We start from the raw sequence: 13721 nt of genomic DNA, 5'->3' as shown, positions 1-13721 counted from the left end.
ATGGCACAGGTTGCAGCCGTCCACTGGCTAGGCGAGTCGATCGTCCAGTTGCTGCGGACCCGCCGCGATCTGGGCGCGGCCGCCGGCACGTTGGGGCCGGTCCCCTCGAACCTCGATATTACCCAGCATACCATCGCCAAGCTGAGCACAGCCGCCATCCCGACCACCGGCCTCGGTCTGGTCTGCTACAATATGACGTTCAGCGACCATCGAGCGGGCGCTTCGCGTACGCCTGCTGCACCACCACGCGCAGAGATCGCGCTGGAGCTGATGTACATGCTGGTGAGCTGGTCGGCGAAATCGGAGGAGGAGCAGGCCAACCTGGTTTGGGCGATGCTCGAACTGTCCAGCCTGTCCGTCCTCGACGCCTCGACCCTGAAGGGCGGTACTGTGTGGGAAAATGGCGAGAAGGTGCAAATCGCACCCGAGCCGCAGCCACCCGAAGAGCAATTCAAACTGTGGGATGCTTTGGGTCAGAAATATCGCATGTCGACAGCCTTCCGCGCCCGGGTCCTGCGCATCCGCGGCCCGCGCGAGCCTGATCACCCCTCCGTTGTCGCCTCGCGCTTCAACTTGGCTGACGAGGCCGCCGTGCTGGCCGGAGAGCCGGTCTGATGGCTCGTAGTGTAACCTTGCTCGATCGCCGGATGGTCGCGGCAATCCAGGTCGTCGATCCACTTGATCGCCCCGTCGATGTGCCAATCGGCTTCGAAGCCCAGGGTGCCCGCTGGATCGACAAGGGCAGCGGACTGTTCGTGCTGCTGGAATGGGACCGTGACAGAGCGCTGTCCCGCAATTGGGAAAACCAGGTTTCGACCTTCGCGACCGGCTCCCAATCCCTCAACTTGATTTTGACACCTGTCGGCAATCGCCTGATGCCGCGCAAGGCAAGCATCGCCCTTCCGCGTCAACCCGATCCCGCCCAGCGCGACAATCCGGACTCCCTGTTCCAACCAGCCCGCGTCATGCTGAGCGCCGCCAGCGGCTTTAGAGCCGAAGGCAATGCCTGTGCCGTCACCGTGACGCTTTCCCGCCAATCCGATGGGCACGCAATAGAACATGCCGTGATCCGGCTGCGTGATGCCGCCAACGGTCCGATCCGGACAACCGGCATCACCAACCGTCATGGCGAAGCAATGCTGGTGCTTGCAGGCCTGCCCTTGGCAGCTGCGGGCAATAACGCCTCGGCCTCGCCGACCCACGCCATGGTAGTGGAGGCTCTGGTCGATCCCGCCAACGCGCGTTTCAATGCAGAGCCACCTGCGAACACTGCTCCGCCCATCGATCCCGATGCCGTAATTGCCGCGACCGCTCCTGCCGGCATCGTCCAGACATCAGTCGACTTGCAAACCGGCCGCACCGCGTCGGCCAAGCTTGCCTGGAGCGCACCATGACCAACCGCCCACTGACACCCCAACCGAATCTGCCGTTGAAGGAGGCTTAGGATGCCCGAATATCTTGCACCCGGAGTATATGTCGAAGAAACGAGTTTCCGGTCGAAATCCATCGCCGGCGTCGGCACCAGTACGGCCGGTTTCGTCGGCATGACGGCGCGCGGCCCGGTCGCCGCCGGATCATCGCCCGAACAGCCGACAATGCTGACCTCATATGGGGATTTCGAACGCCTGTATGGCAGCGCCGACGATCTCAGCCTGTCGACCGGGCCGATCCGCAACTATCTCGCCCATTCGGTCAATGCCTTCTTCGCCAATGGCGGGGGCCGGTTATACGTCGCACGCGTTCCTGGAGCGGCTGCATCGAAATCCGCCAGTGCCGTCCTGAACACCGGCAACAGCGTTCCGGCCAACAAGCAGGTAAAATTCGTCGCACGCGAAGTTGGCGGCGCCAAGTTGCCCGGCTCTTCGACCGACAATTTCAAGGTCGAGATTTTCAAGGAAGAGCTCGAGACGACCAAGGAACTGGCGGACAAACAGGCCAACGGCACCGCAGTCGAACTGGGCGGGAAAACATTCATTCTCGGCACCAGCCCGCTGGAAACGAATGGCACTGCCGCCGACTATACCGGTGCGGCTGGTACCACTGCGGTCAAGATCGTCACGCTGCGTGTGGCCGTGCATGATGGCACAGGCCTGGTCTACGAAGCCGGCGGCCTCGGGCTCCATGCGAGCCACCCGCGCTATATTGGTCTGGTTCTGGGCGATAATCCTCCACGCTCGAGCGATCGCCTGTCCAATCCGGTCAAGATCACCATTGGCAGCACTGCCAAATCGCATGAACTGCTCGCAGCTATTCTGAATGCAAAGGCGAGCCGCGAGGTCGCGCTGACAGGTGGCAGCGATGGAACCGGCGCCCCGAGTTCCGGCGACTATTCGGATGCCCTCGATACTCTGCTGGCGATCGAGGAAGTCGCGATCGTGGCTGCACCTGGCGCATCCTCCTTCTCCGGTTCGACACCGGAAGCCGTCAACCAGCTCCTGATCGGTCACGCGGAAACCCGGCGTTCCTACCGGATCGCCGTTCTCGACCCACCGCCGGGCAAATCGCCTGATGATATGAAGGCGCTCAAGTCCAAGATCGATAGCAAATATGCTTCGCTCTACTATCCGTGGATCTCGGTCAGCAATCCGAACGCGTCGGTCGATCCGACCCAGCCGGAGGAGATCAGTCTGCCACCGTCGGGTTTCGTTGCCGGCATCTATGCCCGCAACGATGTCCAGCGGGGCGTTCATAAAGCCCCGGCGAACGAGACCGTCACCGGCGCTCTCGATCTGGAAACCCATGTCCGGTTCGGACAACAGGAAATCCTCAATCCGTTGGGCGTGAACTGCATCCGGTCCTTGCCCGGGCGCGGCATCCGGGTGTGGGGCGCACGAACGATCAGCTCCGATCCGGAATGGAAATACGTCAATATCCGGCGCTATTTCCTGTATCTGGAAGCTTCGATTGATCGCGGCACCCAATGGGCCGTTTTCGAGCCCAATGGCGAACAGCTTTGGGCCAATGTCCGCAGCACGATTTCGGACTTCCTCTACAATGAATGGGCCAATGGCGCCCTGCTTGGAAGCACGCCGAAAGAGGCCTTCTTCGTGCGCTGCGACCGTTCCACCATGACCCAGAACGATCTCGATAACGGGCGGCTTGTCTGCCTGGTCGGCGTCGCCCCGCTCACCCCTGCAGAATTCGTCATCTTCCGCATTGGCCAGGCCACTGCCGACGCGCGCAGCTGAAGGAGATAGAAAATGCCTACGCGTGAAACACCTTACAGTGCCTACAACTTCCTGGTCGAGATGGGCGATGATCCGCCGTCGAACACGGCCCTGGGCGGCTTCTCCGATGTCTCTGGCTTGTCGGCCGAGATTACGATGATGGAATACCGCCAAGGGAACGACAAGGAGAACTGCGTCCGCAAGATCCCCGGCATGCACAAGAGCGGCGATGTTACGCTCAAGCGGGGCCTGATGGGCCTGAAAAACTTCTGGACCTGGGTCGAGGCCACGCGTTCCAATCCCGACACTGGCCGGGCCGTGACCATTACCCTCAATGACGAAGTCGGCGCAGCGATCATGAAGTGGAAGCTTCTCGATGCGAAACCGATGAAATGGACCGGACCGACCTTGGCAGCAAAGGGCGCCAGCGATGTTGCGTTTGAAGAGCTGGTTCTGTCGGTCAAGAAGCTGGACATGGTGGAGGACTAGTCCTGCCTGCGGGAGGGCCCTGGCCACGGCCGGGCGCACTTCCCGCTGGCGGTTGACGCAATCAGCCCATGCCCCTGCCCCAGCTCACCATAGACCAGGCCCCGGCCAAGGTAGCGATGCATCCGGCCCGCGCCGACGTACCGCTGTTTGTCGGCATGGTCGCGCGATCCGAGCGTCCGCTACCACCGGCCCACACCGCTTGGCTGGAGCAAAGTGACTATGCCGGGTCTGGGCAATTGGCACGCTCTGCAGTGCAGCAGGAAAGCCTGCTGGATGTGCCGATGCCTATCGACAGCTTTGCCGAGTTTGAACAACTGTTCGACTGGCGCAGCCGTCCGCTTCAATCCGGATCTCCCGATAGGGTACCGTCGCGGCTTGGACTCGCGGTTGAGCAGTTCTTCAACGAAGGCGGCGCGCGGTGCTGGGTGGTCAGGACGGGTGATCCGTTGCCAGTCATGGAGCAAGATGCCTCTACCGAGGCAAACCCTGACGATATTGCGGCGTATCAGGCACACCTGAGCTGGGCTCCTGCCAATGCGCCAGCTGATGCGGCCGAGCGGGTCCCCCTGCTGCCGGGGCTGGTCGGGAATGATGCCTCCTGTGATCCGCAGGACCCTGCCACCTGGCGCGCCAGTGGCCATATTCTGGGCCTCGACGAAGCGGCCTATATCTGCCTTCCCGACTTGCCCGACCTTGTTTCCGGACCGGCGATCCGCCTGCCCGATCCCGACTTTCCGGTTATCGGTGAAGAACAGTTCATCCCCTGTGCGCCAGAGGACGATCCCGTTCCACAACCAGAGGGCATCGGGCGCCCGGCTCTTGCAGCCCCTCGCATGGGGCTGGAGGAATACCGCACATGGGCCATCGCGACCCGCCATTTGCTGACCATGATGGCAGGGCGCACCAGCGCCGCGCACCGGCGCGATGTCATCCATGTCGCCGCCCTGCCGCTGCCAGATCTCGGCGACCCGAATATGCCGGCAGAGGCCTCGACCTGGCCCCTCAGCCTCGACGACACCAATCTGGCGGAACTGGATGGCCTTGGCCTGTTTTCGGACCAGTTGGTTGGCTCCGGCCGCCAGGTGCTGGCCTATCCATGGCTGGCCACCAAGCAATCGACCTCTCAGCCCGAAGCGATCTGCGGCGGTGAAGGCGCTTTGCTCGGCCTGATAGCCCGCCGCACTTTGGGAAGCGGACTGCACAAGGTAGCCACAGGCCCGCTCGTTTCGGGTGTTCGCGATCTCGAACCCGCGTTCCCTGCCGATATCCTGCGCCGCGAACCGGTCGACAGCCCCTACCAATGGTTAGGCGATTGCCTGTGCCTGTTTGGCTGGCGGCGCAGCGATCTGCACCTGCTGTGTGATGTCACGACTTCGCGCCAGGACGCGTGGCGCGATGGCCAGGCCAGCCGCATCGTGGGGGCTCTGCTCCGCCATGCCCGGCTGATCGGTCAGGAGGTCGCATTTGGTGACAATGGCCCGGCCAGCTGGTCGCGCGCCAAAGAAAGCATCGAACAGCTACTCGGCCAATTCTGGCAAGGTGGCGCCTTGGCCGGAGGCAGCGCTGCCGAAGCCTTCGAGGTCCAGTGTGACCGGTCCACCATGTTGCAGAGCGACATCGACCAGGGCCGTGTGATTGCCAATGTTCGCTTCCGCCCGACCCGCACATTGCAACACATCGCTGTCTCGCTTGATGTGGTGGGAGGCGGCGCATGACCATCACCGTGCCAGCCGGCCAGGACATGATGACCCCACTCGGGGCCTATAACTTCCATGTTTCCTTTGAACTTGGTCTCTTCGAGAATATTGCGGCCGTATCAGGCGAAGACAAGAAACTTGGCCATGACAAGGAAGCCATCGTTGGTGGTTTCTCGGATGTATCCGGTCTTGAAGCCTCGATGGAGCCCAAGACTTTCCGCTCTGGCGGAGACAATTATCGCGTCCACCAGCGGGTCGGACAGGTCAGCTTCTCGCCCATTGTTCTCAAGCGCGGACTGGTCCTCTCTCGCCATCTGTGGGGTTGGTTTTCGCTGTTTGCAGGCGCGAACCATCCAGCCAATGGCGACAATGCTGCCAACGGTAATTGGAATGCCAGCTCACGAGCCGACGTGTCGATCGTATTGCTCCAGAACCGCAAACCCGTGGTCGGTTGGAAGGTCGAGCGCGCTATGCCGGTCAAGTTTCGCGTCGGTGATCTCAACGCTTCCGGTGGGGAATTGGCGGTCGAAGAGCTCCATCTCGCGCATGAAGGCTTCCACGTCCTTGCCGGCGATGATCTTTCCGCCCCTGCGCCCGACGGCGACGCGACACCTGCGGAGGCCACGGCATGACCGCAACCTCCCCCACAATTGCCAAGGCCAGCATCGCCAAGGCCGATGACGATAGCGACAAGGTCGAATTCTCGTTCAATCCCGAAACGCTCAGCCTCACGCTCGGCAATCAGGTAAACGAGGAAGAGGAAGGCGACGATACAGTCGTCACCGTCAAGAATACGCGGCCGCGCCTCAGTATCACCTTGTATTTCGACACCAGTGAGGAAGGCACCGACGTCCGAGCCGGCAACAACGGGACCGAGGCGCTCAAGCATCTGGCCCAGCCTCCGGGCGAGGCGGTCATACCCCAAGTGAAATTTACATGGGGTGGTTTCGCATTTGTAGGTTTCATCGAAAGCATCAGCGAAACCCTCGATTTCTGGTCGGCCGAAGGCATCCCGCTCCGTTCGTCGATACAATTGTCGATGAGCGGCAGCGCGCTGGAAGAATTGCCTTCGCAGGCGATGCAAACTGCCGAAGTCGACGCCCCGATTGGCGGACTCGGAACGACCGCACTGGCGACCAAGGCTGGTAACAGCAAAAAGGGGCGTGATGTCGCCAAGAAGAATGGCGTCGAAAACCCCCGCTTCCCCGGTGGCAGTGGTGGCGGTGGAAAGATCGGCCTCGGCGCAAGTGCAGGCATAGGCGGCGCGGCCGGCTTCAAACTGGGCATCAGCGCAGGTGCATCGCTGGGATTTGGCTTTGGCGCTTCAGCCGGCGGCGGTTTCGGCCTGGGCATCAGCGGCGGTGCGGGTTTCGGCCTGGATGTTGGTCTCGATGTCGACATCGGCCTCTCTGCCAATGTCGATATTGGCGCATCGGCCAACCTCTCTGCCGGGATTTCCGGTGGCGCAGGCATTGGCTCTTCCTTTGGCGCCGGTACGTCTTTTGACGGCGGCGCTTCGTTCGGTTCCTCTGCGTCGATCGGCGCTGGCTTCTCTGCCGGAGGCGGCATCGGCACAAGTTCAAGCTTCGGCGCAGGTGCAACATTCGGCGCTAGCGCTGGTGCCTCGGCTGGCGCATTTGGCGGTGCGACCGGGTTTGGTGCCAGTGCAGGCGCCAGCGCAGGCTTCTCGGCGGGCGCTATCGCGGGATCATCCGGCGCAACGTCGTTCTCTGCCGGCGCAGTTGGAGGGGCCGCCGGTTTCTCTGGCGGAGCTTTCGGCGGAGGCGGTTTCGCAACGTCATCGTCATCCAGCAGTTCGGGTTGGTCGAGTTCATCCACCGGCATGCGCCCACTGGCCGGATTGTCGGCGAGCGAAGGCGCGTTTTCCGGATTGCTGTCGCCCCCTGAATCCGGCGGCCCATCGCTTTCGGTCGAATCTGTCTTGCCCGCCTGGGACATGCCACGCCCCGGGCCAGGGAGCGATTTCGATCTGCTCGGCCGCGCCACCATGACCACCCAGACCGTGCACTCGTCCGGCGGGACCACCACCCGCAAGAGCACCGCCAGCTCTGTGAGGATCCTGTGATGCGGAGAACAACAACCTTCAGGAGAGCATTCGATGGCTGTCACAATCGAACAGATGGACGCGGAAGAGCTACCCGGACCGGGGCAGGATACGCCGCGACCATCCGGCAACGCACCGCCCTCTCCGCAATCGGAAGCCGCACGGCGGATGATGCAGCGTCAATCGCAGCGGGCGGCGGAGCGGCAATGGCGCAGAATGGCAGACTGACGGTCTCAAATTCGCGGGAGCTGACCTGATGGCTCGCGATGACAACCAGACCTATATCGGTACCCGCCCGACGATCGAAATCGACGAGCAGAGCTACCCCATGCTGCTGCGCAACCTGCGCAGCCTACGGATGACCGAAGCCCTGGGCGGACTCTCTTCCATCGAGATCACCTATACCGACTGGATCGACGCCCCGGACGGCACGCGCGGCTTTGGCGCGATGGGCGATGATCACCCGATGCGGATTGGCCGCCCGGTCCTGGTCGGCATGGGCCCGGAAGAAGATCCGATCGAGATATTCCGCGGGATCATCACTGCAGTCGAAAGCGAGATCGAGGACGGACGCCCGCCTGTCATCACGCTGTTTGCCGAAGACTTGCTGTTTCCGCTGCGGCAGACCCGCCGGTCTTTCCTCTACGAAGCCAAGACGCCCAAGCAGGTGTGCGAGGAAATCGCCGGGTTCCACAATCTCTCGGTAGAAGTTCGCGACGGCCTGGACGAGCCCGCGCGAGACTGGCTGCAAATGGGGCAGTCCGATCTGGCCTTCCTGCGCGCAATCCTCGGCAAGCTCGATGCCGACCTGCAAATGGTCGAGAACACTCTCCAGATCGGGCCGATAGCCGATCAGGAGCGGACCGAGGTCGAGCTTGCTTCGCCCGGCAATCTGATCCGCGCACGCGCCCGGGCCGATATCGCCACCCAGAGCGGCGAGATCGCCGTCAGCGCGATGGACATTGTTGGCGGCGACAAGGTCGAGGCGAGCGTGACCTCGGCAGACAGCCCCGGCCCCGGGGAAGGGGCCGACGGCAAGGCCTATCTGGACGCCCATTTCGCCGCCTACCGCACCCAGCATCGCAGCCAGGGTCCGATGGAGCAGGGTGGGGTCGACGCTTACGCTGCCGCCGCATTCCGCCAACAGGCCCGCGAGTTCGTGCGGATCGAGGGAACCGCATCAGGAAACACGCAGATGCGCGTGGGTAGCTTCGCCATCATCTCCGGCATGAACCCCGCCTTCATCAACCAGTATCTGGTGGTCGAGGCCAACCACTGGTTCGACGCCAATGCCGGGTATTTCGTCGATTTTACCGCGCTTGGCGCCTTTTTCGGAGAGCAGCCATGACAACGCTCGGCAATCCTGCCCGCACCACCGGTTTCGCCCCTGTGGCCACACCGGCGAACTGGATGGCCCTGCCGCACTCGGCATTTGTCATCAACGTCACCGATCCGGCCAATCGTGGCCGGGTGCAGGTCCAGCTATCGGCAATTGACCCGCAGGGTGAAGCCCTCGTTTGGGCCCGGGTTGCAACCGGATTTGCCGGGCCAGACTACGGCCTGTTTGCGCTCCCCGCCATCGGCGAGGAAGTGCTGGTCGTCTTCATTGATGGCGACCCGGCCTCTCCCGTGGTGGTGGGGGCCATGTGGAAGGGCGATGACGCTCCGCCCGAAGATACTCCGTCCGACGATGTGAATGTGTGGAGCCTCAATGGCCGCAATGGCAGCCGCATTGCCATCGACGAGAGCAGTCAGGGTAGCGAGGTAGTTTCGCTCGAGACGCCCGACACCATGAAAATCACGCTCACACACAATGAATCCATCAAGTTGGAGATGGGGCAAGAAAGCATCACGATCAGCAATAGCGGGATCGATATCAATTCGACCGGCTCGGTTACGGTCAATGCATCTTCGCTGACAATGAAGGCGAGCAGCACGCTCGTCCAATGTGGTTCGACCACCTTCACCGGTGACATCACCTGTAGCAAGATCACAACGGCAAGCGTCGTCAGTTCTTCATACACGCCCGGCGCGGGGAATGTCTGGTGACCGCCATTCTCCATCCGGCACGGGCACGGCGCATGCGGGTAAAACTGCCCCCGCGCCCGCATCATGACGCCCATCTGCGCCCTTTGGGCCAATTGGGCGAAGGCGGCGCGCTGATCGTTCCTTTTACCGAGCCATCCTATACAGACGCCCTGTTTGCCGACCTGTTGGCCGACAATTGGCAGCAAAGGCTGCTCGACCGCCGGACCTACGATACTGACCAGCATGACATCCCGCGCCTTTCCCCGCCGGTGCATGCAAAAACCAATGTGATCCTGTTCGAACTGGCTTGCGCGATGCCGGGCACGCCGCCTGTGGCACCGAACAAGATTGATTCCATGGGATTTGTGCTGCGAAGGCTGACGTCGAGCGGCCAGAATCTGATCTGGCGCAAGCAGAACAAGAAGCCCCTGGGCTGGTACAAAATTGCCCAGCCCGCCCAATTCGAAGCCGATCCCGATCCCGGACGGCAAATGGAACTGGCACCCGGCAAGAGCGACGATGCCCTTGCGGCGGTTGCGGCGCTGCGCAACCAGACTGCGCTTCCGGCGGAAGAAGTATTCGATCTCTATCGTGCGCCGCCCGATGTCTGCGCAAAATTGGGCAAGACCGTTCTGTTTGGAACGCTGCCGCTGGCAAGTCTTGATACCAGTCCAGCAGCGGAAGATGCTGTCGATTATGCCGCACTGACCGGGACCGATGCCGAGGCTCTGAATGCCCATCTTTCGCGTCTGATCCAACAAGGCCAGGCCGAAGACTTCGATAAGGCAGGGCAGGTCTTGAGCCGTTCTTGGAAGGCGCAAGAACAAACCGAAGACTCTGGCCTGACAGATCTTGCCGAACTGCTGCGGCAATCGCAAAACGAGCTCGGCCTCGAAGCGGGCACACAAGCTTCTCGCAGTCTCCTAGCCGAGCTGAACTCCATCCGTCTGCCTATGACCCAGACGAATAGCGGCGTGGTGACATCAACCTATGCGGCAGGAGATTGGCTGATTGCTGCTGCCCCGATCCTGCTCGGCGAACAGACCAATTCAGGCAATCTGAGAATGCCCCTGCGATGGCCTTTCCGAAGTTCAGCGAAAGGCGCGACCTTGTTGGCCAAGGCCAAAGCAGCGCTTTCGGAAAGAGCCGGCGAATTCCAGCCTGATACGCCAAAGTTCGACAACGATAACTGGCTCTATCACGTCAAACCGTTCGTGCGCCTCTCGCATGGTCCGGAGTGCCCGATCAGGCTCGTTTGGGGCCAACACTCCCGCACTTTCCGAATTCGCCCCTGGTGGGACAGCGACGCACCGCCGGTCAAAATCGGCCTGCCCGATGTGAGTGACCTCAAAGACGTCAAACCCAATGTCGCGTTCGAGATGCCACCGATCCTGGCCAACCTGCTCAACAAAGATCCCAAGAAGCTGGCCGATGGCGAGGGTTCGAAACCCTCAGGTGTCGGCCTTGGCTGGCTGTGCAGTTTCTCGATCCCGATCATCACCATCTGCGCCTTCATCGTGCTCAACATCTTCCTGAGCCTGTTCAACATCTTTTTCAGTTGGATGCTCTGGATCAAGATTTGCATTCCCATTCCCGTGAAGAAGGAGGGCGCATGACCGGCCCGATTTTCACCAGCAGCAAACTCGCTGGCACACCGGTCGCTGTCGGCTGGCCGCTCCTGCCTGTCCCAGACGAGAACGGCCGCATGCAATGGCCTGACGGGCCTGCGAGCATTCGCCAGTCCATCGAGGTGATCCTGCGCACTGCGCCGGGTGAATTGCTGATGCGCGAGCAATTCGGGGCCGGCCTCGAGCAGATGCTCGACCGGCCCAACGATGTCGCGACCCGCAATGCCATCCGCCAAGCCGTCTCCACGGCCATCACCCGATACGAATCTCGCGTGCAACTGGAGCGGGTTGCGGTTGCAGAAACCGATGATCCGCGCCGGGTCGACGTGACCATTTCTTACCGGATCCGCCCGAGTGGAACTGTCGATACCCTGCGCGCTGCCGTTGATGTGGGAGGCGCCTGATGCCGATCAAACCACCAGCCCTGGATGATCTGGATTTCGAACGCCTGCAGGCCGATCTGCTAGCCAGGATTCCGGCGCACACACCGGAATGGACTGCTCCGCAAACCGGCGATCCCGGCCTCACCATCCTCCAGCTGTTCTCCTGGCTGGGCGACAATATTTTGTATCGGGCCAACTTGATCCCGGAACGCCAGCGTCTGGCGTTTCTCCGGCTACTCGGCTTGCAGATGCGGCCAGCGCTGCCTGCGCGCGGCCTGGTGCAAATGCAGTTCGACAATCCCGCGCAACTGGCCAGTGCCGACTTCCGCAAGGGCGTGCGGATCGACCAGCCGATGCCGTTTGAAGTGCAAAACGAGATCGAAGTGATGCCGGTCGAGGGGCAGTGCTTCATCAAGCGGGCTCCTTCGATCAGCGAGCAGCAGCAACTCGCGGGATTGCTGCCTGATTTGCAGGAGCTGTTTGCCATCGATGCCAGCGTGGCTGGCTACGTCACCACGCCGATATTTGCCGACAACAAGGCAGATCGGACTGGCGTCGATATTCTGGGCGATTCTGTCGACGGGGCCCTGTGGGTCGCCTTGCTCGCCCCTGATCCGGAACCTGCCACGGTCGCAGCTGCATTGGCCACACTGGGCGGCGGGGAGGACAACCGCGCCGCAACTCTCAGCATGGGCGTTGCGCCAAGCATGGCAACGCCGGAATTTGGCGAGACTATCGGCATTCGCGAGCCGATTCCGCAGGTCTGGGAGGTTTGCACCGGTCGCGGCGAAGGCAACCAGTACCTCCCTCTCGACATGTTGGCCGACAGCACCGCGGGCCTGACCCGCAATGGCGTTGTGCGCCTGCTCTTACCCGGCAAGGATGACATGGGCGCACCCAGCAACGATGTGGCGGATGCATACCAGGCGGGCGTGGGTGACCGGCCGCCTCGGATTGACGATCCAGTCATGGCGGCACGACTGGTGACCTGGCTGCGCATGCGCCCTGATAGCGCTACAGCGGCGGGCAAATTGTCGCTCGGCTGGGCCGGCCCCAACTGCGCCGAAATCGAACAGCGCCGCAGCTATGGCCGCCAGACCATCGGACGCGGAACGGGCTCCAGCGGGCAAGAATTCGAACTAGGCGTCGGCGCCATTGAACCCGCATCACTCCAGCTCGCGGTCGAAGAACAAAGCGGCCTTGTGCCCTATCGCCAAGTGCCGGAAATCGGCGCAGCAGGGGCGGGAGAACGCGTCTACACTCTCGATAGCGAAGCCGGGACAGTCCGCTTCGGTGATGGAATTCATGGCAAGGCTCCCGAGGCTGGCCGCGCGGTTCAGGTTATCAGCATGCGCGCCGGTGGCGGACGCGAGGGCAATCTGCCGGCTGGATCACTCGCCCAGTTCCCGGCCCAATCGGGCAAACCCAAGATCAAACTGAACCAGCCGCTGGCACTGGCCGGAGGCCTGGACGCCGAGACGATGGAAGCCGCTGAGCAACGGATTCCCGCCACAATCCGCCATCGCGATCGCGCAGTCACCGCCAGCGACATCCACACGCTGGCAGCAGCCACGCCCGGCGTGCCGGTCGCCCGGGTCGAAGTGCTAGAGCATTTCAGGCCTCACAATCGCGAAACGACCATGCCTGGCGCAGTTTCTGTCATGATGCTGCCAGCCTCGACACGCAGCCGGGCGCCTGCGCCGCGACCCGACCGCCCGATGCTGGAAACACTGCATCGCTGGCTCGATGAGCGCCGCCCTCTGGCAACAGAGCTGTATGTCGTTGCACCCGAGTATCGTGCCATCGGCGTGACGGTCGCAGTCGAACTTGTCGATCAGGACAGGCGTGAAGAACTGCTCCAGATGGTGACCAATCGTCTCCACCAGCTCATCTGGCCACTGCAGCCAGGCGGATTGCAGGGTGGCGGTTGGGAGCTTGGCAAGACGATCGAAGCAAGGGCGCTCGAGCTCGCTATCGGTCAATTGCCGGGCATACGTTCGGTCGCACCGATCCGCCTCTTCACCGGGCAGGATAGCGACTGGCGCGAAGTCAAAGCCAATGCCGATGGCAACGTCGTGATCGAGCTCAAGAAATGGCAATTGCCGGAGCTGATTTCGGCTGGTGTCTCGACCGGCACAGTCGCTGCCGACTCTGTCCCGGCTGCGCATGCGTCGTCCGGATCAAGCAGCGATGCAGTCCCCGTACCTGTCGTGCCGGAGCATTGCTGATGGCAATCCGCACCACCTGGACCAACGGAGGCCGCA

The 13721-nt window shown here is 62.2% G+C and carries 13 protein-coding genes; all 13 read left to right on the top strand.

The features are described 5' to 3' along the window. The 13 genes from ABD653_RS11075 to ABD653_RS11015 all read left to right on the top strand — a co-directional run bounded on the left by ABD653_RS11075 (nucleotide 1) and on the right by ABD653_RS11015 (nucleotide 13685). Nucleotides 1-615 carry a Pvc16 family protein gene (locus ABD653_RS11075; protein ID WP_160778736.1) on the top strand — a complete coding sequence of 205 codons (615 nt, stop codon included), beginning with the start codon at nucleotides 1-3 and terminating at the stop codon, nucleotides 613-615. Continuing rightward, nucleotides 615-1394 carry a hypothetical protein gene (locus ABD653_RS11070; protein ID WP_160778735.1) on the top strand — a complete coding sequence of 260 codons (780 nt, stop codon included), beginning with the start codon at nucleotides 615-617 and terminating at the stop codon, nucleotides 1392-1394. Before ABD653_RS11075 ends, ABD653_RS11070 begins: the two co-directional genes overlap by 1 nt. Before the next feature lie 51 nt (nucleotides 1395-1445). Next, nucleotides 1446-3188, top strand: a complete 1743-nt coding sequence (locus ABD653_RS11065) for a phage tail sheath subtilisin-like domain-containing protein (RefSeq protein WP_160778734.1) — start codon at nucleotides 1446-1448, stop codon at nucleotides 3186-3188. 12 nt (nucleotides 3189-3200) lie between these two features. Further along, nucleotides 3201-3656 carry a phage tail protein gene (locus ABD653_RS11060; protein ID WP_160778733.1) on the top strand — a complete coding sequence of 152 codons (456 nt, stop codon included), beginning with the start codon at nucleotides 3201-3203 and terminating at the stop codon, nucleotides 3654-3656. Between the two features lie 68 nt (nucleotides 3657-3724). Then, the gene (locus ABD653_RS11055; protein ID WP_160778732.1) at nucleotides 3725-5371 is read left to right on the top strand and encodes a hypothetical protein; all 1647 of its coding nucleotides are present in this window, start codon (nucleotides 3725-3727) and stop codon (nucleotides 5369-5371) included. Beyond that, a complete protein-coding gene (locus tag ABD653_RS11050) occupies nucleotides 5368-5985 on the top strand; it encodes a phage tail protein (RefSeq protein WP_160778731.1) in 618 nt (205 codons plus the stop codon). Before ABD653_RS11055 ends, ABD653_RS11050 begins: the two co-directional genes overlap by 4 nt. Next, complete coding sequence (locus ABD653_RS11045) at nucleotides 5982-7439, top strand: CIS tube protein (RefSeq protein WP_160778730.1); 1458 nt, start codon at nucleotides 5982-5984, stop codon at nucleotides 7437-7439. The genes ABD653_RS11050 and ABD653_RS11045 overlap by 4 nt, the downstream gene beginning before the upstream one ends. A gap of 33 nt (nucleotides 7440-7472) precedes the next feature. Next, on the top strand, nucleotides 7473-7646 hold the full coding sequence (locus tag ABD653_RS11040) for a hypothetical protein (RefSeq protein WP_160778729.1): 174 nt from the start codon (nucleotides 7473-7475) through the stop codon (nucleotides 7644-7646). Between the two features lie 28 nt (nucleotides 7647-7674). Next, the gene (locus ABD653_RS11035; protein WP_160778728.1) at nucleotides 7675-8766 is read left to right on the top strand and encodes a phage late control D family protein; all 1092 of its coding nucleotides are present in this window, start codon (nucleotides 7675-7677) and stop codon (nucleotides 8764-8766) included. After that, complete coding sequence (locus tag ABD653_RS11030) at nucleotides 8763-9467, top strand: phage baseplate assembly protein V (protein WP_160778727.1); 705 nt, start codon at nucleotides 8763-8765, stop codon at nucleotides 9465-9467. The genes ABD653_RS11035 and ABD653_RS11030 overlap by 4 nt, the downstream gene beginning before the upstream one ends. Then, complete coding sequence (locus tag ABD653_RS11025; RefSeq protein WP_160778726.1) at nucleotides 9464-11062, top strand: hypothetical protein; 1599 nt, start codon at nucleotides 9464-9466, stop codon at nucleotides 11060-11062. The genes ABD653_RS11030 and ABD653_RS11025 overlap by 4 nt, the downstream gene beginning before the upstream one ends. Continuing rightward, nucleotides 11059-11478: a GPW/gp25 family protein gene (locus ABD653_RS11020; protein WP_160778725.1), complete on the top strand. Its 420-nt coding sequence runs from the start codon at nucleotides 11059-11061 to the stop codon at nucleotides 11476-11478. Before ABD653_RS11025 ends, ABD653_RS11020 begins: the two co-directional genes overlap by 4 nt. Then, nucleotides 11478-13685, top strand: coding sequence for a baseplate J/gp47 family protein (locus tag ABD653_RS11015; RefSeq protein ID WP_160778724.1), 2208 nt, complete (start codon nucleotides 11478-11480; stop codon nucleotides 13683-13685). The genes ABD653_RS11020 and ABD653_RS11015 overlap by 1 nt, the downstream gene beginning before the upstream one ends. The last annotated feature ends 36 nt before the right edge of the window (nucleotides 13686-13721 follow it).

Source organism: Parerythrobacter jejuensis (assembly GCF_039536765.1).
Taxonomy (GTDB): domain Bacteria; phylum Pseudomonadota; class Alphaproteobacteria; order Sphingomonadales; family Sphingomonadaceae; genus Parerythrobacter; species Parerythrobacter jejuensis.
The sequence above is the reverse complement of the archived record's forward strand: the minus strand, read 5'-3'. Positions and strand labels throughout refer to the sequence as shown.

What these genes read in the sequence shown, in the direction of transcription:
- ABD653_RS11070 (WP_160778735.1), top strand. Translation starts at nt 615, where the DNA reads ATGGCTCGTAGTGTAACCTTGCTCGATCGCCGGATGGTCGCGGCAATC.
- ABD653_RS11075 (WP_160778736.1), top strand. Translation starts at nt 1, where the DNA reads ATGGCACAGGTTGCAGCCGTCCACTGGCTAGGCGAGTCGATCGTCCAG.
- ABD653_RS11045 (WP_160778730.1), top strand. Translation starts at nt 5,982, where the DNA reads ATGACCGCAACCTCCCCCACAATTGCCAAGGCCAGCATCGCCAAGGCC.
- ABD653_RS11050 (WP_160778731.1), top strand. Translation starts at nt 5,368, where the DNA reads ATGACCATCACCGTGCCAGCCGGCCAGGACATGATGACCCCACTCGGG.
- ABD653_RS11030 (WP_160778727.1), top strand. Translation starts at nt 8,763, where the DNA reads ATGACAACGCTCGGCAATCCTGCCCGCACCACCGGTTTCGCCCCTGTG.
- ABD653_RS11060 (WP_160778733.1), top strand. Translation starts at nt 3,201, where the DNA reads ATGCCTACGCGTGAAACACCTTACAGTGCCTACAACTTCCTGGTCGAG.
- ABD653_RS11035 (WP_160778728.1), top strand. Translation starts at nt 7,675, where the DNA reads ATGGCTCGCGATGACAACCAGACCTATATCGGTACCCGCCCGACGATC.
- ABD653_RS11015 (WP_160778724.1), top strand. Translation starts at nt 11,478, where the DNA reads ATGCCGATCAAACCACCAGCCCTGGATGATCTGGATTTCGAACGCCTG.
- ABD653_RS11065 (WP_160778734.1), top strand. Translation starts at nt 1,446, where the DNA reads ATGCCCGAATATCTTGCACCCGGAGTATATGTCGAAGAAACGAGTTTC.
- ABD653_RS11020 (WP_160778725.1), top strand. Translation starts at nt 11,059, where the DNA reads ATGACCGGCCCGATTTTCACCAGCAGCAAACTCGCTGGCACACCGGTC.
- ABD653_RS11055 (WP_160778732.1), top strand. Translation starts at nt 3,725, where the DNA reads ATGCCCCTGCCCCAGCTCACCATAGACCAGGCCCCGGCCAAGGTAGCG.
- ABD653_RS11040 (WP_160778729.1), top strand. Translation starts at nt 7,473, where the DNA reads ATGGCTGTCACAATCGAACAGATGGACGCGGAAGAGCTACCCGGACCG.